We start from the raw sequence: 24,403 nt of genomic DNA, 5'->3' as shown, positions 1-24,403 counted from the left end.
ATTTATGCCATGGTTGGAGAAGTTTTGCACACATCCCAATCGTTTCAATTCAGTGCTTTGCGTTAACACGTTTATAATTGTCTAGTGAGGATTTGTTGAGACAAAAACGCCCCACCAAAGGTGGAGCGTTTACTGTTAGAGTATGGATATCGGTTGGGGTTATTTCTTCAGATTGATTTCCGACTCAACCGCATTGGTTTCGATGTCAGGGTTAGAAGAAAGTTTTTCAGTCGCCCAGTCGTTCATATGCTTTAAGATCGCTTTTAATGCGTGCTTTTCGGTTGGTACTTCTGTCTTTTCAACTTCAAGTTTTTGCTTCGGATGCGTACCCGTCGCATCTTCCGCAACGTGTAGCCAATCTGTGTGCCAGTAATAAGGTTGGCCGGAAGGAGAGCTCCAAGAATGTACGCCGTTGGATTCACCTTTGTATTTAATATCTTCTTCGTTGTATTTCGCCATTATTGTTTTCTCTCATAATCCATGAGTTGAGGTGTGCATCACCATTACTATTTAAATGTAACAGATGTAATGAAAATTAATGTGATAACAATCGACTTATTTTGCCCTTTGAACGCTATAGAAGATGCGTACTTCTCATTCAGAAGAATTTACTATTTAGCAGGTTTTAGCTTTATTTGTGTTTAAAGCATACAACGATGGATTCGCCTACCTAATGCTATTCTTGAACGGTGATAGAGCCTAAACTACTCGTCATTCAAGTGTTTGAGAATCGCCGCTCTTGCATGCTCTTCTGTCGCTGTTTCTCCATCAGGGACTTCAAGGTCAGCCTTTTTGTGTTCACCCAAAGCATCTTCAGCGATATGCAGCCAATCAGGATGCCAATAATAAGGGGTGGTACTGCCAGGATGGTCCCAACTATGTACACCTTTATGTTTTCCGCGATACGAGAGATCGTCCATTGTAAAAACTTTCATCGCTTCCTCCTGATTTAAAGACCGTAGCTCGAAGTGAGTTTAACGAACTCAGTCCAACGTAAAACCTTGGCTTTTAGATATTGCAAAGATGTGAGGCAATATGTGTGTAACAGTCAAAGTATGGGATATAAACGCTCACTTCGTGGCTGAAATATCTATTGATAAGCTTGATAAATTACGTTGCTAAATTGAATACTCCCATATCAGAATGCTGGCGCGAAGTATGCTATGGTGCGGCTGTAAGTGAAATGAGGGAAACATGAACCGATACCGTCAACTGGCTGAGCTGTTCAAAACGCAGATTCAGCAAAATACATGGAGAGCAGGGGAAAAGCTGCCATCAGTGCGTGTAACAAGCCGAAACCATTCTGTCAGCGCAGGTACGGTATTACAAGCTTATCAGCTGCTCGAAGCACAAGGTTGGGTCGCAGCGAAACCTCAGTCTGGATACTTTGTGACTGCGGAGTTGGACCGCTTCGAACCGAGTTCTCCAGCCACTTCCGTTTATCGCTCTAGCATCAACGATGAACTTTACGACTACCTCAAAAATCAGGCCTCACCGAATGCGGTGAAGTTTGGCTCCGCGTTTCCAGACCCAGCATTGTTCCCATTAGAAGCGCTAAACCGCAACCTAGCCAGCTCAGGCAGGAAGATGGGGGCAGAGACGTTATTGGATAACTTGCCGCCGGGCTGTGAGTCTCTACGCCGTTTGATTGCTCAACGGTACATCCAACAAGGTATGGTGTTTACCCATGATGATATTGTCGTTACTTCTGGCGCATTAGAAGCGTTGAATTTGAGCCTTCAGGCCGTGACCCAGCCTGGAGATACTGTTGTAGTTGAATCACCGACGTTTTATGGCGCACTTCAAGCGATTGAACGTTTAGGTCTAAAGGCGATAGAAATAACGGTGGATCCGTTAACTGGACATTCAGTGGATCAAATTGAAGCGACTTTTGCCGACAATGATGTTCGCGCATGTTGGTTAATGACTAACTTTCACAATCCAACAGGAACCTTATTAAGTGACGGGCAGAAGCAACGTATCGTCGAACTGGCTGATAAATACGATGTGTACTTGATCGAAGATGATGTGTATTCAGAGCTTTATTTTTCTGAAAAAAAGCCAAGCTCACTTAAAGCTTTTGATACACAAGAGCGCGTGTTGCATTGTGGATCATTTTCAAAAAGCCTTTGCCCTGGCTATAGGCTGGGCTGGGTGGTAAACAAACGCTTCAATGAGCAACTTCAAAAGCTGCAACTTATCTCGACGTTGTCAGGCAGTGCACCAATCCAGCAGGGTATCGCGCATTACTTACAAAACGATAGTTATGATAGCCATCTTAGAAAACTGCGAAAGAATCTTGAGCAGCGGCAATTGGCGTTTATTGAACTGGTTGATAAGTACTTTCCCCAATCGATTCGTTACACGCAACCGGAAGGCGGCTATTTTCTTTGGATAGAACTGCCGAAAACAAAGTGCGGAAAAGCGATTTATCAAAAGTTATTGGAAGCGAACATCACTGTAGCATTTGGTCAGTTGTTTTCTGTCGCTCCAAATTATGAGAACTACCTGAGGCTTAATACATCGTTACCTGTAAATGATGAATTAGAACAAGCCGTGAAGACGGTCGGAGAATTACTTCATTAGCCAACTGTTTACCTGTTTTTTGCTCAAACTGTATCAGTGGACGATACCGAAGCTGTGTTTCAATCATGGGCAGACAACCATTTAGGTTAGGAGCCGTAATGAAAAAGCAGTTGGTAAAGCATGAACTTAGGTTGATGGGTGTTGCTATTTTTAGCGCATTTTTGTTGGTGTTTGCACACTTGATATTGGCGAAATCTTTCTCTCATATGGTTTGGACGGAATACACTGCTGCCGTTATCCCATTTGTAATGTTTGGCTTGTGTGTGGTTGGAGTAAAATACGCAGCGCGAGCAGATGAGGATGACGACGAAGATAACAACTAGAGTGCATACACCGGTTGCTAGAAAATCATTCGTACAAAATAAAAGACCTCCACATGGGAGGTCTTTTTAATTCAATATCACTAAAAAGTGATTAGAAGTTCGCAGAGCGAGGAGTACGTGGGAATGGGATCACGTCACGAACGTTGCCCATACCAGTTACGTAAGATACTAGGCGCTCGAAGCCTAGACCGAAGCCTGCGTGTGGCACTGTACCGTATTTACGTAGGTCGCGGTACCAGCTCATATGTTCAGGATCGATACCCACTTCACGCATACGTGCATCTAGAATGTCTAGGCGCTCTTCACGCTGAGAACCACCGATGATTTCGCCGATGCCCGGTGCTAGAACGTCCATCGCTGCAACTGTTTTACCGTCATCGTTAGCACGCATGTAGAATGCTTTGATGTCTTTCGGGTAGTTCTTAACGATTACAGGTGCTTTGAAGTGTTCTTCAGCAAGGAAACGCTCGTGCTCAGAAGACATATCGATACCCCATTCAACTGGGAATTCGAACTCACGACCTGAATCAAGAAGGATCTGGATTGCGTCAGTGTAGTCAACCTGCGCGAAGTCAGAAGAAACGAACTGCTCTAGACGAGTGATTGCTTCTTTGTCGATGCGTTGAGCGAAGAACTCAAGGTCATCGCGACACTCTGCAAGCACTGCTTTAAACACGTACTTGAGCATGTCTTCAGCCAGTTTCGCTACATCATCCAGTTCTGCGAACGCAACTTCAGGCTCAACCATCCAGAACTCTGCTAGGTGGCGGCTTGTATTTGAGTTTTCAGCACGGAAAGTAGGGCCGAAAGTGTAAACTTTGCTTAGCGCACAAGCGTAAGCTTCTGCGTTTAGCTGACCAGATACGGTTAGGAACGTCTCTTTACCGAAGAAGTCTTCGTTGTAGTCCACTTTACCAGCGTCAGTGCGAGGAAGGTTTTCCATGTCTAGCGTAGATACACGGAACATTTCACCAGCGCCTTCAGCATCTGAAGCCGTGATCAACGGCGCAGATACCCAGAAGTAACCTTGCTCGTGGTAGAAGCGGTGGATTGCTTGAGATAGGCAGTTACGTACACGTGCTACTGCACCGATTACGTTTGTGCGCGGACGTAGGTGCGCAACTTCACGTAGGTACTCGATAGAGTGACGAGTTTTTGCCATTGGGTAAGTTTCAGCATCTTCAACCCAACCAACCACTTTAACGTCAGTGGCAGCAAGTTCGAAGTCTTGACCCTTTGCAGGAGATTCAACAATCTTACCAGTTACTTCAACAGAGCAGCCAGTCGTTAGCTTTAATACTTCGTCTTCGTAATTATTAAGATTATTTGGGACCACGGCCTGAATCGGGTCGAAACAAGAGCCGTCATATATGGCAAGGAAAGAGATTCCAGCTTTGGAATCACGACGTGAACGGATCCAGCCACGAACAGTCACTTCGCTGTCTACTGCTAGCTGACCTTTCAATACGTCTGATACAGGCGCGTAAGTCATGTTTTCAATATTCTCCATTGAGGTAAAAATTCAACTCAACGCTTACTTAAAGTACTTGTCTAATAACATTTTTGTTCAAAAAACAAGCTAAGCGCTGAGTTGGGTAGCATTTTACAGATTCAACGAGACATATTACCTGTCAATTCGCTCGCATCAACCTTTATATTCGTTTTGATGGGGAGAATCTCTCTATTTATTCACTCTTTTGTGCTCTGAAAGTGTGAATTGGTTTAGTAATTGCTCTAAACGTTCGGATAGATGCTCTAAATCAACACTAATATCACGCGTGTGCGATGCTGATTGCGATGTGTCGTTAGCATGCAGTGTGATCACATCTATTTTAGATTGAATATGCTGACTTACATCAGATGTGGTTTGCGTCTGGTTTTGGATATCTTCTGCATGCCTGAGAACTTGGCGCATCTCGTCAACAACGTTATGCATTGTGGCTGATAGTGCCTCGACATCGACAGAGCGTTGATGAGCAAACTGGCAGACGGTATCAACAGAAGTTAATGACTCTTCACTTCCTTGCTGGAATTGAGAAATGATATGTTCAATATTACCAGTGGCTTCAGCCGTCCTAGAAGCCAGGTTACGCACTTCTTCCGCGACGACCGCAAAACCGCGTCCTTGCTCTCCGGCACGGGCGGCTTCAATAGCAGCATTCAACGCGAGCAGGTTGGTTTGTTCTGCAATACCCTTAATAACCACAAGAATGGACGACACTTCTTCGGTTCTTTGGTTTAGAGAGCTGATTTTTTCCCGTACGGTATCAATGTTACTTACTAGTTGTTTGATGTCTTCACTTACATTGTGTGCTTGGCTTGCACTATGAGTGGCGACATCAACGGTGTGATTGACCAAAACAGTAGCATTATTAGTCGAGTCCTCAACCGCAGTTTGTTGCTGCAACATATCGGTGATATTAATTTGTACTTCGTTGGTCTCTAGCTGTTGGTTATTGGCCGCTTTATCTGTGGACTGCGCGACAGCAGTTAGTTTACTCGCGGAGTCGGCAAGTGAGTGAGAGGTGTCTTGCACACGTTCTAAGCTTTCGGAGACCGTATCCATGAATGAATTGATTGAAGTAGAAAGTTGGCCCACTTCATCCTGTTGGTGATGCATAAGTCGTTGAGATAGATCTTTGCTATGGCTCACATTCGACATGAATTTCGACGTTCTTTGAATTGGTCGTACAATGATTTTCTGAATCAAACTCATCGTTATGATGAAGCCCACAAATGCGATTACGGCCATTATTCCCATCGCAAACATTGCCTGTTTACTGATCATTGAATTGACGTGGTTCATGTTGTATTCCAAGCGAATCGCGCCCAACACTTCTCCTGCTGGTGCAACGTGGCAAGAAACGCAGTTGGTGCCACGGTAATTTTCGCTCGATTTCATTGGTAGTGCGACTACTAACCCTTTGCCCCAATCGGCTGAGATTGGTTCAATCACCAGTTCACCATTCAACGCTCGTTGATCAATATCATCGACAGGCTGCTGGTTTTGTTGCCCAGGTCCGTAAAGTTTGGTCACAGTATCAGCTCGCAACACGCGAACTGCTTCAATGCCTTCTTGGGTCAGGGCCTTTTGACGTAAGGTTTCTTTTTGCGACATGGTGCCCGTAAGCATCATCATATTTAGGCTATCGAAATAATTGCTAGCCTTATCATGGAGTTGTTCACTAAGAACATCATTGATTAAGGTTTTTTGTTGATGGTATTGGTAAGCCGTAGAGGCAGCTAGAACGCAGCTGAAGACAGCAATTAACGCCAGTAAGAGCTTAAAAGTGATAGTTGAGCGCATAAATTTATAAGTGTAATTGGAACGAACTGCACAATATTAATGTGCACAAATGCGCACTGCGAACAACGAAATGAATGATTGTGACCCCACACATGTTGGGGATATGTAATTGTGATGTGAGTGCTGTGTAATCAAATGTTTGGCGCGTGACAGAAATACGGCGCTTTGGTGTGAGTGATAGCAAAGAGGCCAGGAACCAGCGGAAGTTTTTGCTACGCTTGTATGGGGTAACGCTTGTCTCTTGGCAGCGAATTCCTTAGTATTGCCTGTCTTTTTAAAGCCTGAGAATCAAGATGAAAACAGAATTATACAAAGAGTTTATGTTCGAAGCAGCACACCATTTGCCACACGTACCAGAAGGTCACAAGTGTGGTCGTTTGCACGGACACTCTTTCCTTGTTCGTCTTTATGTAGAAGGTGAAGTTGATCCACATACAGGTTGGGTAGTGGATTTTGCAGAGATCAAAGCTGCATTTAAACCAATTTACAATCGCTTAGACCATTACTACCTAAACGACATTGAAGGGTTAGAGAACCCGACTAGCGAAGTATTAGCAAAATGGATTTGGCAGCAGCTTAAGCCAAGCTTACCACTGCTAAGTAAAGTAGAAATCAAAGAAACGTGCACAGCGGGTTGTATTTACAAAGGTGAATAAGTCACTTTCCATTGAGCATTAAACAAAGGCAAGCGAGAAGCTTGCCTTTGTTGTATCTGAATGCCCCAATTTTGATTATGCTTCGCCTGCTAGCTTAATGGGTGTCGTAGAATCCATTCTTTTTCATTATCACCCAATGTTGTTTCCTCTGTATTAATGAATCCGCACGCATCAAGAAAACTCATAGCGTATTGCTGACTTTGTGGAACAGTGGAGCAAAGAGAGGTGCTTTTAGGGTTAATGGTATACGCATAAAGGAACAGTTTACGCAATGCCTCACTCCCAACCCCTTGACGTTGGAAACGTTGATCAATCATCAAGTATTTAAGCTCCAGTTCGTATCGTTTAGCAAACGGCGCATGTTGGGAGAAACCTTTATCGATAACAAGATAGCCTACTAATAGGTCATCAGAATAAATCGTAAAGAACGCCTCTGACTTACTACGTTTTTGATAAGCCATTTCAAACGGTGTAAAAAATCCTTTTTGCTCTTCTTGCACATCCAATTGCATCAAACTTGAAAAATCTTTCAGTTTGGTGGGTTTAATCGCAATCATCGCTCAATCACAAATTGGCGGCATACCGTTATGCCACCACGAGTTTTTATAGAGTATTAAATCTATTTTAAGTAACTAACCGAGTGAAGAAAAGCTAGCAATGAAGAGGGTAATAATAACCTTGGTGAATGTATGCGCCCAATGTTGTGAGTAAGTGAGCACTGTCTGCCGTTTCTACGCCTTCAACAATGACCGTGCAGCGATACGTATTGCCCATAGCAATTAACTGACGCAAGGTTTCTATCTTTTTATCATCAGTTTTTAGGCCAATAACTAATTCTCGGTCGATTTTGAGATAGTCCGGATTCAGCTTGCTGATAAGCGCCACATTATTATTACCGGTGCCAAAGTCATCAATACTGATTTTACAATCCAGAGCTTTTAGTTTCGCGACATTGCCATAAATCTCAGAGGTATAGTACATCGATGCATTTTCTGTGATTTCGATTGTCAGCAAACGGCAATCCCGATTAGATAGCTCTCTATATAGGATTGAAAAGTTACGCCCTCGCAGCAAAGAAGGACAAACGTTAATGCTGATAGGGATGGGCAACGCTTTTTGTTTGGTGTAGATGGAATCAATCACCAGTAAGGTATGAGTTAGCAGCAATCCATTGCGGATCAGTGTTTCAATAAACCGTTGCGTATTTTTTACCTTAAACCGGGAGAGGGCTTCGTAGTGCACAATCTTTTGTGCCGAAGTGTTATAAATCGGTTCCAGTTTTATTTTGAATTGTCGAATTGCGCACAAGTAAGCCATAAAGGCTTGTAGGGAGCGGTGACGCAGTATAATGAGAAAAAGTAAGCTCAGTAGAATGATACTTTGAAACGGTCCAGAGATGTAATACACCTCTTTATAGCCACTATTCTTTACGTGATAATTGAAAAAGCGTTCATTGGTGTTACCAATCTCTAACGACGTTCCGGTATTCGTTGATAGCTTCATACCAGAAAGAAAAAAACGTGAAATATGATTTTCAACATTGTCGGATAAGTTAATGTTTTTAACACGAACCAAAACGGTTGCGTTATTTAAGTCAAATGATTGGGTGGTGTAATTGTTATTGTTACTCCACTCTTCAAAGGCTTTTTTGCTGACAGGGACAACGGTTTCTGGAGTGACTAAGCATCGAATATTGAAACGATCTAGCATCATGCTCGATTCCACCAACTTCACATTATCAAATAGTGACTTCAGTTCGCTTTCATTAGCAAAGCAACTCCTGCGGGAAAGGTTCTCTGCAATTTCGAAGGCGTTATCCAGATAATTATGTTTAACGATGCTGTTTATCGCGTAGTAACAGATAGCAAAGAAAATGATCGCAGTGATCAACACAACCCACATTGCTTCTGAATAGATCTTTTTATTACGCAGGCAAATACGAAGCGCTTTGCGAAGACTATTGGTTGTGTATTGATTGATCTTCTGTTGATGTTCGATGCCATTCTGATGGTTGTTTTGCATAGTAAAAGGGATGAAGTATCCGGTCCGGTGAATGTTTTCGATAATGTTTTTGTTAGTGGTTAAATGTTCTTCCGTGAGCTTGCGAAATTTCTTTCTTAGAGCGGCCACCGCGTTTTTAAAGCCATTTTCAGGCAGTGTCATTTTGTATTGTTGAGTGATTTTGCTTTCTATTAACCGCTGACTAATCGGCGTATTTAAACTGCCGTATGTGGCGATAGTTGACAGAATGGCGTACTCATTTGGGTTGACAGGAATGGAGTGGTGGAGTGACTGATTGAGCTCTAGAGATATTTCGTTTTCGGACAAGCAAACGCAGATTTGGTTTCCAATTTCAAACCTAATCATGTGTTGATGTGCTCCAAGTTTAATTTTTGGCTACGTTATCAATAAAGCTAGGGAAGAGATGTGATTTTTTACTGAGATATCCATAATATTTGGATATATTCAACGTTTTAGGTTTTTTTTACTTGTCCTGATAACGTATTCTCCTAGGTTTTTTTGGGTATAAAAAAACCCGAGCATAAACTCGGGTTTTGATTGGTATTCAGAAAGTCGTATTAGCAAATCACTTTGATTGCTAGACCACCTTGAGATGTTTCGCGGTATTTCGCGTTCATGTCTTTACCTGTTTCTAGCATGGTTTCGATAACCTTATCTAGAGAAACAGTTGGAGCTGAAGAGCGACGTAGTGCCATGCGAGTAGAGTTGATTGCTTTTACTGCCGCAATACCGTTACGCTCAATACATGGAACCTGAACCTGACCTGCAACTGGGTCACACGTTAGACCTAAGTTGTGCTCCATCGCGATTTCTGCTGCCATACATACTTGCTCTGGGCTACCACCCATAAGCTCAGCAAGGCCTGCTGCTGCCATAGAACATGCCACGCCAACTTCACCCTGACAGCCAACCTCTGCACCAGAGATAGACGCGTTGCGCTTGTAAAGACCACCGATTGCGCCAGAAGCCGCAAAGTAACGGATGTAATCTTTTTCAGTCACAGTTTGGATGAACTTATCGTAGTAAGCCAGTACCGCAGGGATGATGCCACACGCACCGTTAGTTGGTGCTGTAACAACGCGGCCACCTGCTGCGTTCTCTTCGTTTACTGCGAAAGCAAACATGTTTACCCAATCAACAACAGACATTGGGTCGTTTGTCGTCTTTTCTGAAGTAAGTAGCTGCTGGCGAAGTGCTGCTGCACGACGAGGCACGCGTAGTGGACCAGGCAAAATACCTTCTTCATTCATACCGCGATCCATACACTCGCGCATTGTGCGCCAGATGTTCGCGAAATAAGTACGAGTTTCTTCATCTGAATGAAGCGCATGCTCATTCTTCATGGTTAGTGCGCTGATGGACAATCCACTTTCGTGGCATTGGTTAACCAGTTCCTCTGCCGTTGTAAACGGGTAAGGTACTTTTACTGGGTTTTCAGCTTCTTTACCGAAATTTTCTTCATCAACGATGAAACCACCGCCGATAGAGTAGTAAGTTTTTGAGTACGCTTTTTCGTCATCAATCCAAGCGTGGATCTGCATGCCGTTTTCGTGTAGCTCTAGGTTTGTTTTGTGGAAGTTCATTCCACCTTCACGTGGGAACGATACTGTGTGACAGTGCATGCCAACAGGAAGGCGTTCAGTTTCTTCTACACGAGCGATAAAGCCCGGGATAGAATCGATATCAACTTTCTCAGGAGTGTTGCCTGCAAGACCCATGATGATAGCAATATCTGTGTGGTGACCTTTCCCTGTCAGTGATAGTGATCCATAAACGTCAACGGTGATTTTAGTGATGTCGCGCAGTTTTCCCATTGCACGAAGATCATCAATAAACTCTTTACCCGCTTTCATTGGGCCTACAGTGTGTGAGCTTGAAGGTCCAACACCGATTTTATAGATATCAAAAACACTAATCATATCGATTACCTCAGAAGAAAGCCTCCCAAGGGGAGTTGGGAGGCTTAATTTTATCGTTATATTTTTGGATTAATCATACTGCACTGGGCAGAGATGATTAAAGAGCGCCGTAGATTACAGAACTAATTGCAGCAAGACCACAGATTGCTGTGAAAATTTGCACAGGTGCTGAAGTTTTGTACTTAGCCATCGCAGGAACTTTTTGCATTGCGAAGATTGGCATCAAGAATAGGATTGCCGCAATCATCGGTGCACCCATTGTTTCAATCATACCTAGGATGCTTGGGTTAACGATAGCAACGATCCAAGTTGTGATTACAATGAAGATTAGAGACATCTTCTCGATCTTGCTTACTGGTGATTTTGAACGAGATTTCACTAGACCAACTAGACCTTCGTGCGCACCTAAGAAGTGGCCAAAGTAGCTAGAGGTGATCGCTGCGAAAGCAACCAATGGACCCATGTAAGAGATCAGTGGAGATTCATGCACGTTTGCTAGGTAAGAAAGAACAGAGATGTTTTGCTCTTGCGCTGTTGCTAGTTGCTCTGGAGACAGAGAAAGTACAACAGAGAAAACGAAGAACATAACAAAGCCCATCAGCATCATTGCTGCGCCACCAGTGATAGCGTCAGTTTTCTTAACTGCGTCATCACCATATACACGACGTTGCTCTTTAGAGAACTGGGAAATGATTGGGCTGTGGTTGAAAGAGAACACAATAACAGGGATTGCTAGCCAAACGATAGCTGGCATTGCACCCCAGTCAGGTGACACTTCCATCATTGAAGTGTTCCAACCAGGAATTAGGTATACAGACAGTGCTAGTAGGATGAACACGAGAGGGTAAACCATTGCTGAAGTTGCTTTCAGCATAAGCTCTTTACCGAATACTACGCCTGCTGTCATTGCAGCAATAAGTGCACCAGAAAGTAGCCAGCGAGGAATAGATTCCATGCCCATTTGGTTAACTAGGAAAGAGTCAACTGTGTTTGTGATACCAACACCGTAGATAAGTACGATTGGGTAGATAGCGAAGAAGTAAGCGAACGTAATAAGGTTTGCGCCAGTCTTACCAAAGTGCTCTTCTACTGTGTCGGTGATGTCCGCTTCAGGGTTTTTCGCAGAAAGAACGAAACGAGCTAAAGATTTGTGTGCGAACCAAGTCATTGGTGCTGCGATTAGGGCTAGGATTACTAATGGCCAGAAGCCACCTGCACCTGCTTTAATAGGAAGGAACAGTACACCTGCACCTACTGCCGTACCAAAAAGGGACAGACACCAGGTAAAGTCTTTGTAAGAAAACTTACTAGACGATTGTGCGGTAGAAACCGCAGAAGTAGTTGTATTCATTTTTTAGTTACTCATTTTGGGAACAGGAAATAAGTCGGGAGTAATTTTGCAAGATTTTACACTAGGAAAATTAGATCTAAATCATTTATTGCTTACGCTTATTGAATGATATGTCAAAAACCTGCTTTTTATCACGAAAATGATGTGCTACTCGTGATTTCTGCTAATGAGTAAAATTAGAAAAACTTATCAATAGGGCTGTTTGTATAAATTTATTTCACCGCAAGCGTTTGCGGTGAAAATGGAAAATTAATCTAATGTGAATGAATGTTTATGAAGCAACGTTTTATTAATATTGATGCGCATAATGATCGCGCCTATAAAAGCACCGATATCAACAACTGTTTAATGTGAAATAATATGTTTTTGCATTGATTCGATAATTTGTGCCGTCATGCCCCAGATGAAATGCTGTCTATATGGGATAGCAAATACACGATGACTGCTTCTTTTTAGGTCAAATTTGGTGCTATACAATTTTTTGGGGTTCAGAATATGGTTGGCAGGAACCTCAAAAACTGACTCTACTTCATTTGGGTCAATATGCGTTTTATATTCCGGAGAAACAAAAGCCAAAAAAGGTGTCACATTAAACTGACTAATCGTTGGTAGTGTAGGCAGTTGACCAAACACATGAATATGCTCATCTTCTATCCCAACTTCTTCTTTGGTTTCTCTTAAAGCGGTATTCACGAGCTGAATATCTTCCTGCTCATATTTGCCACCGGGAAAGCTGATTTGTCCCGGATGATGGCGTAAGTGGGCTGCACGCTTAGTCAGAATGACTTGTAACCCGTCATCGCGTTCCACAAAACCGATTAAGACTGCCGCATCTCTCAGGGACTTTTCTTTCATCCATTTCAGTCGTGCAAGGGACTCTTTGTGGTAGCCCGTTGGAAGCCGAAATTGAAAGTTCTGTAGTAAATGAGTTTTGTCGATAACCAAACTGAGTCCTTATTTATCGTGCCTAACCATTATTTATTATACTCAAAGACGGCAAAGCGTATGGCGTTATCGTTACTGGTTACCAAATAAAGCATTCGCATTAAAACACTCGCCAGCACTTTCCCTCTTTGTGTCGTGTGTCTCACTCTACTTGAACATATTAATTTGAAACTTATAAGGTTATACACCATTCTTTATTTTAGGACGTCACTATAGGGCAAGTATTGGCCAATGAAAGGGATTATTTTCACCGAGTTCATGGAGTTAGTGGAAGAGAAATTCGGTCTTGATGTGTTAGACCAAGTTCTCGATCTTTCTAACGATGAAGGTGTTTACACCGCTGTTGGTAGTTACGATCACAAAGACTTAGTTAAGTTGATCGTGAATCTCAGTAAAGTATCTGGTGTTCCCCCCGAGCAACTGCAAGAGGTGTTTGGAGAGTGCGTCTTTTTGAATTTACTTCGCTCTATTCCTAGTCACGCCAGTTTGCAACAGTGTGAAACGACGTTTCAATTTGTTCGCCATGTTGAAGATTTTATTCATGTCGAAGTTAAGAAGCTCTATCCTGATGCTAACCCTCCGCAATTTGATTTCATTAGTGAAAACCAATCCCAATTGGTATTTGACTACCACAGCGCAAGATGTATGTCTCACGTATGCTTAGGATTGATAAAAGGTTGTGCTGCACATTTTGGTGAGGTAGTTCATATCAAACATCAAAACCAGTCAGAAGATGGTAGCAAAGTACGTTTTTGGTTAGAGGCTCAATAAGAACGATATGACGGGAAGTTCCTCATTAGAAAGGAAACTCAAACGAGAAGTTGCATCAAGAAAAGCAGCTGAGCAGCTGTTGGAACAGAAAAGCTTAGAGTTATATGAATCCAACCAGCAACTCAGTGTTGCATTGAAAAAGCTAGAGCTGAAATCTAAAAAGGATCTTCGTAAGTTTGAGTTTGAAGAGCAAATTGATGCCACGTTGATTAAGTTCGGTCGTACTTTTTTATCGAGCACGTTCGATGAAGCAATGATAGCGAGCTTTATTGAGCAGCTCACTTCTAACTCGATCATTTCTGCGGCTTACTTGTTTCTTGACGCGACAAAGCTGAGCTCATTGCGTCGTCATCACTTTGGTCACTTACAGCTTCGTCATAACAACGAGATTTTAACCTCTCCTAATTGGCAGGGAGAGAATTTGCATTTGCCAGTTATCATTGATGGGGAAACGGTTGGGGAGTTGATTTTCTCTGTGTTGCAAGATCAAATCGATAAGTCTTTTATTTCCAAACAGATGGAGCTCGTGTCTGACTTAGTTCATGGTGTTATTGGTCGACACTTAAGTTTAGAGCGAGAGGTCGAGCTGAGAAAGCGGGCTGAGGAATCAGAAAAAGCGACGAAGGAGTTTGTCGCCATGATTAACCATGAGCTGCGAACTCCTCTCAATGGCGTATTGGGTAGTGCGGAGTTATTGAGTCGAACCCAATTAGAAGAAGAGCAACGTCAATACTTGAGCAATTTGACTCAATCAGGGGACTTATTGAGAGTGATCATTAATGATCTTCTTGATTTCAGTAAGATGAATGCCGGTATGATGGAAATCATACATAAAGTTTTTGCCTGGGAGGAGCTTGAAAAAGCCATCATGGGTGTATTTGCAGCTAAGGCTGCTGAAAAACGCATCCATTTCTCTATCGACAAAAAGCTGGGGATTCCAGAATTTTTAGTCGGTGACTTAGAGCGCATTACACAAATTTTGGTTAACTTGGTGGGAAACGCGATTAAGTTTACTCACTTGGGTGGCGTCGTGTTACGGGTGGAATGGCTTAACGGCACGGCTTATTTTGAGGTTGAAGACACTGGTATTGGCATCCCAATAAAAGCACAGCCGTCACTATTTGATCCATTTGTCCAAGTTGATCGCTCAGCGAAACGCAGCTTTGAAGGCTCAGGTTTAGGTCTCGCGATTTGTAAAAATCTCGTGGATTTGATGCAAGGTCAAATTAGCTTTGAGAGTGAAGAGCGCAAAGGGACAACTTTTAAAGTTGCTATTCCTCTTGAGGAAGGGCAAGCACAAGGCACAGCAGAGGGGGAATTGGTCACCATAGAGCGAAGCGATTTAGCAGGACGCTCAATATTAGTGGTTGATGACATCAGAATGAATCAAGTCATTGTTACTCAAATGCTGAAAAAACTCGACATTACACCTGATTTAAAAGCCAACGGCAAAGAAGCATTAGAAGCGGTGAAAAGTAAAGACTACGAACTGATATTCATGGACTGCCGAATGCCTGAAATGGATGGTTATGAGGCGACGATGTATCTGAGAGAGCGTGGCTTTACTCATCCTATTATTGCATTAACCGCTGGCACTACCATCGAAGAGCGTCAAAAGTGTATTGATTCAGGCATGGACGACATCCTCACTAAGCCGTACACCGCAACCGATATTGAACAGATTATGTGTAAGTGGCTTGAGCAGTAGACGCTTCCTTTTAAAAAAGAATTTTTGTTGGCCAACGGCTAAAAGCTAAAGTACATGCAAATAAAATACACAGAAAAACGCACCACACTGGATAATGCCGATCATTTAACGATGTTTTTTGGGTCATTCTAGCGAGCCTTGGCGAGACTAAGAATCTAGTAGCAGCACGATGAGCGGGTAATGAAACAAATTTGACCACAAAGTGCTCGAATAGAAGAACCTGTATCACGCTCTTTCGTCGCTGTGCAGGGTGATGAGATACAGAAATATGCCACTCGCTGTTAAACGAGCGGCATTATCCGTTCTGGAGGCATTTTAGATTGTTTTCGTCAATAGCATTAAAGCGACGTTGTCCGCGGTTGAAATCTACGATTGCAGCGCTGGTAAAATCTTTGAAAGCTTGTCCAACGTTTCTTGATACTCAGAGGCGCAATCGCTATCTGCCACGACGCCGCCGCCAGCCCAAGCGTAAAGTTTGTTTTGTTCCGCTACAAGAGTTCGGATAGTAATGCTGGTGTCCATACGACCATGGCGTGAAATGTAGCCAATACTGCCGCAATACGCGCTGCGTCGATGCGGCTCCAGTTCTTCAATGATCTGCATTGCGCGAACTTTAGGTGCGCCCGTAATTGAACCGCCTGGAAAACACGCTCGCAGCAAATCCGCAGGAGCGTATTGTTCATCCAAATTTGCACGAATGGTGCTCACCAAATGATGCACGGCAGGGAAGCTTTCAATATCGAACAGCTTTGGAACGTGAACGCTACCCGGTGATGCAACTCGACCAATATCATTACGCAGCAAATCGACAATCATCAGGTTTTCTGCCTGATCTTTTTCCGCTGTCTGCAAGTCATGGGCATTAGCGTTATCTTGCTTTGGATCTTCGCTGCGAGGGCGAGTACCTTTGATTGGTTTTGTTTCAATGACGCGATCTTTGAGCTCTAAAAAGCGCTCTGGAGAGATACTCAAAATCGAAGACTCAGGCATACGGATAAAAGCGGAAAATGGCGCTTGGTTGGCGGACTCTAATTTTAGATACGCTTGCCACTCACTGCCTTGATACGGTGCGTTAAAGCGTTGCGCCAAATTGATCTGATAACAGTCACCGCTCAACAAGTATTCTTGCACCTTGTCAAAGCGAGTGGCGTAGCTCTCTTTTGTCATGTTTGACTGCCAAGCACCAGACAAAGCGAAGTCAACGGTTTGTTCTGCTTTTTGCTCGTTTAACCATTGCCAAGCTTGCTCGATGTTCTGACCGACTAAGCATGCTTTTTTAAGCTTGTGGTCAACAACGACGGCCCATTCATACAGACCTACCGCCATATCCGGCGTGTTGAGATCTTTTTCTGCCACTTCTGGCATCGTTTCTACGCGGCGACCTAAATCGTAACTGAAGTAACCTAGCGCACCGCCGACAAAAGGCAAATCCAATTCTTTATTTAACTCTACGTGAGGAAGCCACTGTTCTTGCATCTGATGAAGCAGCGCAAATGGGTCATCTTGAGTTGAATAGGCATTCGATGGCGTTTCAACTTGTGTGTTGTCGGCAGTGGTTTCTAACGTTGCAATTGGGTTGGCAACCAATACATCGAAGCGGCTATCGATATGCGTTTTTGATGCAGAACGCAGCAACATCGCCCAAGGTAGGTGTTGAATGCGAGAAAAAAGGTGAAGAGTAAACTCTGGTGCGTATTCCAGCGCTTTAAAATCAATGAATTGATTGTCCATGTTGTTCATTTGTGTAATTTGTGACAAAGAGATCGTTCACTGCATGGCATGTCATGGGCAGCAAGAGTATCATATTCCTCTGTATAGCCAAACTCCCTCTATTCATAGGGTTTTGAGATGGTTTACAAGTAGGCAACTTCAGCATTTCGTGTGTCGATATCAGCCGTTCGACAATTGTTTATAAAAAACGAAGCTCAAAAGAGCAATAAGCTCAACAAACACGATTGAAGCCAAGCCAATAATGGAAGCATAACTATAACGAGGCATGTAATGACGGTAATACGCAAGCAGGATGTGATCAGCAGTGTCGCTGATGCGCTACAGTATATTTCTTACTACCACCCGCTAGACTTTGTTCAAGCTCTTGAAAAAGCCTATCACCGCGAAGAGAGCCAAGCCGCTAAAGACGCGATTGCTCAGATCTTAATTAACTCCCGAATGTCCGCAGAAGGTCACCGTCCAATTTGTCAGGATACTGGTATTGTGACGTGTTTCGTCAACATCGGTATGGGCGTGCAATGGGATTCGACCGACATGACGGTTCAGCAGATGGTAGATGAAGGTGTTCGACAAGCGTACACGAACCCTGATAACCCGTTGCGTGCGTCAGTACTTATGGACCCTGCTGGTAAACGTATTAATACCAAAGACAACACGCCTGCCGTCGTACATATCAACATGGTTCCGGGCGATAAAGTTGAAATTCAGATCGCTGCGAAGGGCGGCGGTAGCGAAAACAAAACTAAGATGGTGATGCTAAACCCATCTGACGATATTGCTGAGTGGGTAGAAAAAACGCTACCAACAATGGGGGCGGGCTGGTGTCCTCCTGGCATGCTTGGCATTGGTATCGGCGGTACGGCTGAAAAAGCAGCGGTATTGGCAAAAGAATCTCTAATGGAACACATCGATATTCAAGAGCTTATTGACCGTGGCCCACAAAACGCAGAAGAAGAGCTTCGTTTGGATATCTTCAATCGCGTGAACAAACTTGGTATCGGTGCGCAAGGTCTTGGCGGTTTGACGACTGTTGTCGACGTTAAAATCAAAACTGCGCCAACGCACGCGGCTTCTAAGCCTGTTTGTTTGATACCGAACTGTGCGGCGACTCGTCACGTGCACTTCACGCTTGATGGTAGCGGCCCAGCAGAGCTAACACCACCTAAACTAGAAGATTGGCCAGACATCACTTGGGAAGCGGGCGAAAATACGCGTCGCGTAAACTTAGATACAATTACTAAAGAAGAAGTACAAGAGTGGAAGACAGGCGAAACGGTTCTTCTATCAGGTAAAATTCTGACTGGTCGTGATGCTGCGCATAAACGTATTCAAGGCATGCTAGATAATGGCGAAGGTCTGCCTGAAGGCGTAGATCTAAACGGTAAGTTCATTTACTACGTAGGCCCTGTTGATGCAGTTGGTGATGAAGTCGTTGGTCCTGCTGGCCCAACAACATCAACGCGTATGGATAAATTCACCGATATGATGCTAGAAAAAACAGGCATCATGGGCATGATCGGTAAAGCTGAGCGTGGCCCTGCAACGGTTGAATCTATCAAGAATCACAAAGCGGTTTACCTAATGGCTGTCGGTGGCGCTGCGTACTTGGTGGCGAAAGCGATCAAGAAAGCTCGCGTTGTCGCATTTGAAGATTTAGGTATGGAAGCGATTTACGAATTTGAAGTTGAAGATATGCCAGTAACAGTGGCAGTCGACTCAAATGGTGTTAACGCGCACCAAATTGGTCCAGACACTTGGAAAGTGAAAATTCAAGAGATGGAAGCATAAGGCAAAGGGCAATCTTGCTGCGTCTCAGTAGAGAGAATGTGACAAGGTGCTGATTTACCTAGCAAACAATTGACAAAAGTGCAGCGAAACCTGCACTTTTTGTCTATATAATTAAGGATATAAACCTTTAGGCATAGCAATCAAACGTTATGCGAACAATAATTAGGAGACGGCATGCCTCGTTTTATTCAGATTCTACAAATTATTCTTGCTGTAGTGATAGGTGGCTTTGTTGGCTATGACTTGATTCTTCACGGTATCAGCATCTTTGATGAAAAGTACGTGACCATCACATGTGTGTTGTGGCTGATTTTAGAAATCGCTCTATTTGTTATCTATAAGTTGATCGAAGACGACTAGGCTTAAAGAAAGCGGGTTCCTGTTTAACATAGTAATCAGCGCATATAGAGTAACTAATGCTGTAGATTAAGTAAGCCTCTGAACCACTCAGGGGCTTTTCTTTTTTAACACAGCATTAAGCCGGATGTTTTGTTCATCTTTTATTAAGGTATATAAAGTTAAACTCAAAGAATTCGGGATAGAACAGTATTCATAGCTCGAAATTCGAAGTCGCTGACAACGTTGTTTTAAAGTGGAGTAAGATAAAGAAGCGTAATGAAGAGAATAAAGAAAGAAGTTAATGACTTTATCAACAGAGGTATGGACTCTAATGTTCGAATTGCTGTCACCGGACTTTCTCGTGCCGGTAAGACGGCATTCATCACGTCATTAGTGAATCAGCTTCTTCATACTGCAACCCATGACAATTTGCCTCTTTTGACTGTGGCTAGAGATAAGCGCCTTATTGGGGCGAAGCGTGAGCCTCAATCGAATATGATGGTGCCACGCTTTGCTTACGATGAGGCGATGAGCCAAATTCATGCGACTCCACCTCAGTGGCCAGTACCGACACGTGATGTGAGTGAGATTCGCTTAGCGCTCAAGTACAAACCAAATAAAACTACGAAAAAGCTGTTGAGTAAAACCGCAATTTTAAATGTTGATATTATCGACTATCCAGGAGAGTGGTTGCTCGACCTGCCTTTATTGGACATGGACTTTGCAACGTGGTCGCAAACTCAGTTTGATGCACTTAAAGGCCAGCGTGGCGATTTAGCCAAAGCTTGGCTTTCTGAACTGGAGAAAGTGGATCTCTTTGCAGAAGTGAATGAGAAACTACTTGAGAAAGTTGCACACATATACACAGAGTACCTTCATTCTTGTAAAGACGCTGGCCTTCATTGGGTTCAGCCTGGCCGCTTTGTATTACCTGGTGAGCTAGCAGGCGCGCCGGTGCTACAGTTTTTTCCGTGTCGTGCTGATTCGGAAAGCAAAGCGCCCAAGGGCAGTAACTTAGCGATGCTAGAAGCCCGTTTTCAGGAATACCAACAGAAAGTAGTGAAAGCGTTTTATAAGCATCATTTTGCGACCTTCGATCGCCAGATTGTACTGGTGGATTGTTTGCAGCCTCTCAATGCTGGTGATGAAGCGTTTTACGACATGCGCCAAGCGCTAGAACAGATCATGCATAGCTTCCGTTATGGTCGTAGTAGCTTTTTGCGTCGCTTGTTCTCACCAAAAATCGACAAAGTGTTGTTTTCTGCTACAAAAGCGGATCATATCACGCCCGATCAGCACCCAAATTTGGTGTCTCTGCTCCAACAAATGGTGCATCCAGCATGGCAAACGGCAGCCTACGAGAATATTGAGATGAGCTGCATGAGTATCGCTTCCATCCAAGCAACCACGACGGGGTTTATTTCCTCTGGAGATAAGACCATCCCGGCGTTACAAGGAACAACATTGGGTGGTGAGCCGATGACTATGTTTCCCGGAGAGGTGCCGAAAAAGCTACCAAATGCAGCTTATTGGCAAAACAACGGGTTTGATTTTACGTCGTTTCGTCCGATGCCCTCACCGAATGATGAGCCAGTGAAGCACATACGCTTAGACAAAGCACTGGATTACCTGATTGGAGATAAATTGAAATGAGTGAGTTGAAGCAAAAACAAGTTTTCTCTGAAAAGGTAATGGAAAAAGATCAGCAATCGAATCAACCAGAGTTGACGGCGCAGCAAACATTCGGCGAAAAAGAAACATTTGTACCTGTTGAAGTTAAAGAAGCGCACCAGGAGACCGAACAGGAATTGCAACTCGAGCATGTCATTCGTCCAAAATCGGGCAGAAAATGGCTCGCGACTGGCGCATTTGCAACTTTTGCTGGTTTGGTTGGCTGGCAAGCGGTGGACTCGGTTGTAACCGCAATTCAGGCTTCTGATTGGCTGGCCTTAAGCTGGACGGGGTTTATTGCTGCGATCGCTTCGCTTGGTTTAGGAGCTATGGGTAAAGAGCTTTGGAAACTGCGAAAACTACGAAATCATTTTAGTGTTCAAGAAGAAGCAGAAGCACTTGTTAATAGTGAGAGCGTTGGGAAAGGGAAAGACTTTTGCGAAACCGTAGCAGAACAAAGTGGTGTGATGGCAGAGAACCCGGGCTTTGATCGTTGGCAGAACAGTATTAACCCTGCTCATAGTGACGCTGAAATTCTTGATATGTATGACTCGATGGTGGTGAGCCAACAAGACAAGTTGGCAACGAAAATCGTATCACAGCACGCAACCGAGTGTGCGGCCCTAGTCGCCGTGAGCCCTCTGGCTGCCGCTGATATGTTGCTGGTGGCTTGGCGAAATTTCAAAATGATCGACAACCTCTCCAAGGTATATGGGGTAGAGCTAGGTTATGCATCTCGCATCAAGTTACTAAGAGCGGTATTTGTCAATATGGCGGCGGCTGGTGCCAGTGAGCTCGCTATTGATGCCAGTATGGATTTGATGTCGATGGATCTTGCTGGCAAAGTTTCTGCTCGTGCGGGGCAGGGACTAGGTGTTGGTATTCTAACGGCACGTTTGGGCTTGAAAGCGATGACCTTATTGCGTCCACTACCCTGGTATCCTGACCGTCAGGTTAAGTTGGGCACCATACGCAAGACAGTGGCGGCGAAAGTTGCATCAATTACGATGAAACCGTAACGAATATCAACTTTGATGGATAGGATTGCTTGACGCCATTCCAAGCATGATAGAAACTACTGTCAACTTTTCCTGACAGTTGTGAATTGGGATATTTTAAGTGCGTCTTGAAGTCTTATGTGAAGATCGACTCGGCTTGACCCGAGAACTGCTCGATATTTTAGCGTCTAAAAGCATCGACTTGCGTGGTATCGAAATCGATATTAGCGGTATTATCTATTTGAATTGCCCGGATATTGATTTTGATACGTTTAGTGAGCTGATGGCTGAAATCCGCCGTATTCCGGGGGTGAAAGACGTACGTAAAATCCAGTTTATGCCGATGGAGCGCCACAATACGGAGCTGCTCTCGTTAGTTGATAACTTGCCCGATCCGGTTTTTGCCATTGATCTTAAAGGTGCCGTAGACATGGCAAACATGTCTGCACTTTCATTGCTTGGCCTTCACAAGCAAGAAGTGATTGGTACTCAAATCGGTGCTTTGTTACCAAGTGTTCGTTTCTCTCGTTGGTCTGAAGGTGTTAATGGTCGAACGCGGGAAAACCTTGTGATTGATGGCTTGGACTATGTTCTAGAGTTGATGCCCGTTTATATCCGAGACGAAGCGCAAAACTCGACTCTAGCGAGTACTCTAATGACGATTCGCTCTAGTCAGCAAGTTGCCAGAATTGAAGAAGCGCTACCGCTGCATAATCCTCTGGGTTTTGAGCACTTTGTTGGTATATCGAACCGTCATAAAGCACTAATGAACCAAGCTAAGAAGCTGTCTGTGCTTGACCAACCATTGTTGATTGAGGGCGAAACGGGGACCGGTAAAGAAATGCTTGCTAAAGCTTGCCACAGCCGTTCTAGCCGTGCGAGCAAACCATTCCTAGTTTTGAGTTGTGCTTCGATGCCTGACGATGTAGCCGAAACCGAACTTTTTGGTCATGCGCCGGGTTCATTTAATCATGAACAAGGCCACAAAGGCATCTTTGAGCAAGCAAATGGCGGGACGGTATTTCTTGATGAAATCGGTGAAATGAGCTCGCATCTTCAAATCAAGCTGTTACGTTTTCTACAAGATGGTAATTTCCGTCGTGTCGGTGCAGAAGATGAGATGCATGTCGATGTTCGTATCATCGCTTCAACAAAACATAACCTTGCCGAGCTTTCTGAAGCAGGAATGTTCCGTGAAGATTTGTATTATCGTCTCAACGTACTTACGCTCAGCATTCCTCCGTTACGCAAGCGCTCAAACGACGTTGCACCATTGCTTGAGTTGTTTGTGTCGAAACATGCTCAACAGCTTGGGATTGATAAGCCAGAGTTTGATGATGGTCTAGTTGATGCCCTTGCAAATTATCAGTGGCCAGGAAACATGCGCCAGCTGGATAACATGGTTCTTCGAGCGCTCACGGAAATGGATGGTGGTATACTAAACGCGGATCACTTCAATTTACCTCAGCCTCAGTCAGTCGGCGCTGGTAGTGCAACGCTTAACATCGACGGTTCATTGGATGAGATCATGCGTGATTATGAATCTCAAGTTCTGGAACGTTTGTATCAGTCATTCCCATCAAGCCGCAAGCTTGCTAAGCGCTTAAATGTATCGCATACCTCAATCGCTAATAAACTGCGTGATTACGGTATCCGTAAGAATTAATCGAATTGAACGAAAAGACGGAATTAATCATTTGTAATGGAAGATAACAGCTCATCTATCGCCGTTCATAAGTTGGACGGTGACTTGCTTCTTCGTACCGCTGAAATCGGTGACGCAGATATGATTGCCGAATATTTTCAAGCCAACCGAGAATACCTGAAACCGTTTGAACCGAAACGTGAAGAGGCTTTTTTCTCAGTGAACGGTTGGTTGCAAAAGCTTATCAAGCTCAATGAGCTGCATCGAATGGGATTGGGGTATTATTGCCTTTTAGTCAGAGCCTCTTCGGGTGAAATGCTAGGTACGATATCCTTTAGTAGTTTGAGTCGTTTTCCTTTTTATTCTTGTAACGTCGGATATTCTCTCGCTGAAAAAGCGCAAGGGCATGGTTATATGCGTCGTGGATTAACCATGGCTTGCGACTACATGTTTAACGTTCAGAAACTGCATCGTATTCAAGCTGGCTACATGCCTCACAATAAACGCAGTGAAGCTGTGCTAGAGCATGTAGGGTTCAACCGAGAAGGGTATGCAAAAGATTACCTTTTGATTAATGGTGAGTGGCAAGACCACGTTCTAACGTCGCTTATTAATCCGAATTGGCAGCCAGAAGGGCGATAGT

General features: G+C 43.9%; 21 protein-coding genes. 11 read left to right on the top strand and 10 right to left on the bottom strand.

Features of this window, described 5'->3' with window-relative positions:
- Nucleotides 1-159: 159 nt before the first annotated feature.
- Nucleotides 160-459: a hypothetical protein gene (locus R7Q47_RS14670; RefSeq protein ID WP_318089221.1), complete on the bottom strand. Its 300-nt coding sequence runs from the start codon at nt 457-459 to the stop codon at nt 160-162.
- Nucleotides 460-704: 245 nt separating this feature from the next.
- Nucleotides 705-935 carry a hypothetical protein gene (locus R7Q47_RS14665; protein ID WP_213868132.1) on the bottom strand — a complete coding sequence of 77 codons (231 nt, stop codon included), beginning with the start codon at nt 933-935 and terminating at the stop codon, nt 705-707.
- Between the two features lie 259 nt (nt 936-1,194).
- On the opposite strand from R7Q47_RS14665, the gene R7Q47_RS14660 reads away from it, so the two are divergent.
- Complete coding sequence (locus tag R7Q47_RS14660) at nt 1,195-2,586, top strand: PLP-dependent aminotransferase family protein (protein WP_154204464.1); 1,392 nt, start codon at nt 1,195-1,197, stop codon at nt 2,584-2,586.
- Nucleotides 2,587-2,684: 98 nt separating this feature from the next.
- Nucleotides 2,685-2,909, top strand: coding sequence for a hypothetical protein (locus tag R7Q47_RS14655; protein ID WP_033905633.1), 225 nt, complete (start codon nt 2,685-2,687; stop codon nt 2,907-2,909).
- Nucleotides 2,910-3,000: 91 nt separating this feature from the next.
- On the opposite strand, the gene asnS is transcribed toward R7Q47_RS14655, so the two are convergent.
- A complete protein-coding gene (gene asnS / locus R7Q47_RS14650) occupies nt 3,001-4,401 on the bottom strand; it encodes an asparagine--tRNA ligase (protein ID WP_017636101.1) in 1,401 nt (466 codons plus the stop codon).
- A 189-nt stretch (nt 4,402-4,590) separates the two neighbouring features.
- Nucleotides 4,591-6,216, bottom strand: a complete 1,626-nt coding sequence (locus tag R7Q47_RS14645; protein WP_053304300.1) for a methyl-accepting chemotaxis protein — start codon at nt 6,214-6,216, stop codon at nt 4,591-4,593.
- A 293-nt stretch (nt 6,217-6,509) separates the two neighbouring features.
- On the opposite strand from R7Q47_RS14645, the gene queD reads away from it, so the two are divergent.
- A complete protein-coding gene (queD, locus tag R7Q47_RS14640) occupies nt 6,510-6,872 on the top strand; it encodes a 6-carboxytetrahydropterin synthase QueD (RefSeq protein WP_005376896.1) in 363 nt (120 codons plus the stop codon).
- A gap of 89 nt (nt 6,873-6,961) precedes the next feature.
- Here queD and R7Q47_RS14635 read toward each other — a convergent pair whose 3' ends face one another.
- The 5 genes from R7Q47_RS14635 to R7Q47_RS14615 all read right to left on the bottom strand — a co-directional run bounded on the left by R7Q47_RS14635 (nt 6,962) and on the right by R7Q47_RS14615 (nt 13,109).
- Nucleotides 6,962-7,429, bottom strand: coding sequence for a GNAT family N-acetyltransferase (locus tag R7Q47_RS14635; protein WP_053304301.1), 468 nt, complete (start codon nt 7,427-7,429; stop codon nt 6,962-6,964).
- Nucleotides 7,430-7,523: 94 nt separating this feature from the next.
- Nucleotides 7,524-9,239: an EAL domain-containing protein gene (locus R7Q47_RS14630; protein WP_318089220.1), complete on the bottom strand. Its 1,716-nt coding sequence runs from the start codon at nt 9,237-9,239 to the stop codon at nt 7,524-7,526.
- Between the two features lie 212 nt (nt 9,240-9,451).
- Nucleotides 9,452-10,813 (bottom strand): L-serine ammonia-lyase, encoded by a 1,362-nt coding sequence (locus R7Q47_RS14625; RefSeq protein WP_005376899.1) that lies wholly within the window; start codon nt 10,811-10,813, stop codon nt 9,452-9,454.
- A 97-nt stretch (nt 10,814-10,910) separates the two neighbouring features.
- A complete protein-coding gene (locus R7Q47_RS14620; RefSeq protein WP_005388284.1) occupies nt 10,911-12,164 on the bottom strand; it encodes an aromatic amino acid transport family protein in 1,254 nt (417 codons plus the stop codon).
- A 345-nt stretch (nt 12,165-12,509) separates the two neighbouring features.
- Nucleotides 12,510-13,109 (bottom strand): CoA pyrophosphatase, encoded by a 600-nt coding sequence (locus tag R7Q47_RS14615; protein ID WP_005376901.1) that lies wholly within the window; start codon nt 13,107-13,109, stop codon nt 12,510-12,512.
- A 231-nt stretch (nt 13,110-13,340) separates the two neighbouring features.
- Between R7Q47_RS14615 and R7Q47_RS14610 the strand changes: the two genes are divergently transcribed.
- Both R7Q47_RS14610 and R7Q47_RS14605 read left to right on the top strand, forming a co-directional pair.
- The gene (locus R7Q47_RS14610) at nt 13,341-13,880 is read left to right on the top strand and encodes a heme NO-binding domain-containing protein (protein ID WP_005388282.1); all 540 of its coding nucleotides are present in this window, start codon (nt 13,341-13,343) and stop codon (nt 13,878-13,880) included.
- 7 nt (nt 13,881-13,887) lie between these two features.
- Entirely contained in the window at nt 13,888-15,588 is a 1,701-nt protein-coding gene (locus R7Q47_RS14605) for an ATP-binding protein (RefSeq protein ID WP_151514958.1), read from the top strand.
- A 366-nt stretch (nt 15,589-15,954) separates the two neighbouring features.
- On the opposite strand, the gene pabB is transcribed toward R7Q47_RS14605, so the two are convergent.
- The gene (pabB, locus tag R7Q47_RS14600) at nt 15,955-17,319 is read right to left on the bottom strand and encodes an aminodeoxychorismate synthase component I (protein WP_154204467.1); all 1,365 of its coding nucleotides are present in this window, start codon (nt 17,317-17,319) and stop codon (nt 15,955-15,957) included.
- Between the two features lie 270 nt (nt 17,320-17,589).
- On the opposite strand from pabB, the gene R7Q47_RS14595 reads away from it, so the two are divergent.
- The 6 genes from R7Q47_RS14595 to rimJ all read left to right on the top strand — a co-directional run bounded on the left by R7Q47_RS14595 (nt 17,590) and on the right by rimJ (nt 24,402).
- Nucleotides 17,590-19,107, top strand: coding sequence for a fumarate hydratase (locus R7Q47_RS14595; RefSeq protein WP_005376905.1), 1,518 nt, complete (start codon nt 17,590-17,592; stop codon nt 19,105-19,107).
- 174 nt (nt 19,108-19,281) lie between these two features.
- Nucleotides 19,282-19,467, top strand: coding sequence for a hypothetical protein (locus tag R7Q47_RS14590; RefSeq protein WP_005376906.1), 186 nt, complete (start codon nt 19,282-19,284; stop codon nt 19,465-19,467).
- A gap of 255 nt (nt 19,468-19,722) precedes the next feature.
- Nucleotides 19,723-21,099: a YcjX family protein gene (locus R7Q47_RS14585; RefSeq protein WP_154204468.1), complete on the top strand. Its 1,377-nt coding sequence runs from the start codon at nt 19,723-19,725 to the stop codon at nt 21,097-21,099.
- Entirely contained in the window at nt 21,096-22,136 is a 1,041-nt protein-coding gene (locus R7Q47_RS14580) for a YcjF family protein (RefSeq protein ID WP_154204469.1), read from the top strand. The genes R7Q47_RS14585 and R7Q47_RS14580 overlap by 4 nt, the downstream gene beginning before the upstream one ends.
- Nucleotides 22,137-22,236: 100 nt before the next feature.
- Nucleotides 22,237-23,781, top strand: coding sequence for a transcriptional regulator TyrR (gene tyrR, locus R7Q47_RS14575; protein WP_154204470.1), 1,545 nt, complete (start codon nt 22,237-22,239; stop codon nt 23,779-23,781).
- 36 nt (nt 23,782-23,817) lie between these two features.
- Nucleotides 23,818-24,402 carry a ribosomal protein S5-alanine N-acetyltransferase gene (rimJ, locus tag R7Q47_RS14570; protein WP_005376916.1) on the top strand — a complete coding sequence of 195 codons (585 nt, stop codon included), beginning with the start codon at nt 23,818-23,820 and terminating at the stop codon, nt 24,400-24,402.
- The last annotated feature ends 1 nt before the right edge of the window (nt 24,403 follow it).

This window comes from Vibrio sp. Vb0349 (assembly GCF_033338975.1).
The sequence above is the reverse complement of the archived record's forward strand: the minus strand, read 5'-3'. Positions and strand labels throughout refer to the sequence as shown.

What these genes read in the sequence shown, in the direction of transcription:
- R7Q47_RS14670 (WP_318089221.1), bottom strand. Translation starts at nt 459, where the DNA reads ATGGCGAAATACAACGAAGAAGATATTAAATACAAAGGTGAATCCAAC.
- R7Q47_RS14665 (WP_213868132.1), bottom strand. Translation starts at nt 935, where the DNA reads ATGAAAGTTTTTACAATGGACGATCTCTCGTATCGCGGAAAACATAAA.
- R7Q47_RS14660 (WP_154204464.1), top strand. Translation starts at nt 1,195, where the DNA reads ATGAACCGATACCGTCAACTGGCTGAGCTGTTCAAAACGCAGATTCAG.
- R7Q47_RS14655 (WP_033905633.1), top strand. Translation starts at nt 2,685, where the DNA reads ATGAAAAAGCAGTTGGTAAAGCATGAACTTAGGTTGATGGGTGTTGCT.
- asnS (WP_017636101.1), bottom strand. Translation starts at nt 4,401, where the DNA reads ATGACTTACGCGCCTGTATCAGACGTATTGAAAGGTCAGCTAGCAGTA.
- R7Q47_RS14645 (WP_053304300.1), bottom strand. Translation starts at nt 6,216, where the DNA reads ATGCGCTCAACTATCACTTTTAAGCTCTTACTGGCGTTAATTGCTGTC.
- queD (WP_005376896.1), top strand. Translation starts at nt 6,510, where the DNA reads ATGAAAACAGAATTATACAAAGAGTTTATGTTCGAAGCAGCACACCAT.
- R7Q47_RS14635 (WP_053304301.1), bottom strand. Translation starts at nt 7,429, where the DNA reads ATGATTGCGATTAAACCCACCAAACTGAAAGATTTTTCAAGTTTGATG.
- R7Q47_RS14630 (WP_318089220.1), bottom strand. Translation starts at nt 9,239, where the DNA reads ATGATTAGGTTTGAAATTGGAAACCAAATCTGCGTTTGCTTGTCCGAA.
- R7Q47_RS14625 (WP_005376899.1), bottom strand. Translation starts at nt 10,813, where the DNA reads ATGATTAGTGTTTTTGATATCTATAAAATCGGTGTTGGACCTTCAAGC.
- R7Q47_RS14620 (WP_005388284.1), bottom strand. Translation starts at nt 12,164, where the DNA reads ATGAATACAACTACTTCTGCGGTTTCTACCGCACAATCGTCTAGTAAG.
- R7Q47_RS14610 (WP_005388282.1), top strand. Translation starts at nt 13,341, where the DNA reads ATGAAAGGGATTATTTTCACCGAGTTCATGGAGTTAGTGGAAGAGAAA.
- R7Q47_RS14605 (WP_151514958.1), top strand. Translation starts at nt 13,888, where the DNA reads ATGACGGGAAGTTCCTCATTAGAAAGGAAACTCAAACGAGAAGTTGCA.
- pabB (WP_154204467.1), bottom strand. Translation starts at nt 17,319, where the DNA reads ATGGACAATCAATTCATTGATTTTAAAGCGCTGGAATACGCACCAGAG.
- R7Q47_RS14595 (WP_005376905.1), top strand. Translation starts at nt 17,590, where the DNA reads ATGACGGTAATACGCAAGCAGGATGTGATCAGCAGTGTCGCTGATGCG.
- R7Q47_RS14590 (WP_005376906.1), top strand. Translation starts at nt 19,282, where the DNA reads ATGCCTCGTTTTATTCAGATTCTACAAATTATTCTTGCTGTAGTGATA.
- R7Q47_RS14585 (WP_154204468.1), top strand. Translation starts at nt 19,723, where the DNA reads ATGAAGAGAATAAAGAAAGAAGTTAATGACTTTATCAACAGAGGTATG.
- R7Q47_RS14580 (WP_154204469.1), top strand. Translation starts at nt 21,096, where the DNA reads ATGAGTGAGTTGAAGCAAAAACAAGTTTTCTCTGAAAAGGTAATGGAA.
- rimJ (WP_005376916.1), top strand. Translation starts at nt 23,818, where the DNA reads ATGGAAGATAACAGCTCATCTATCGCCGTTCATAAGTTGGACGGTGAC.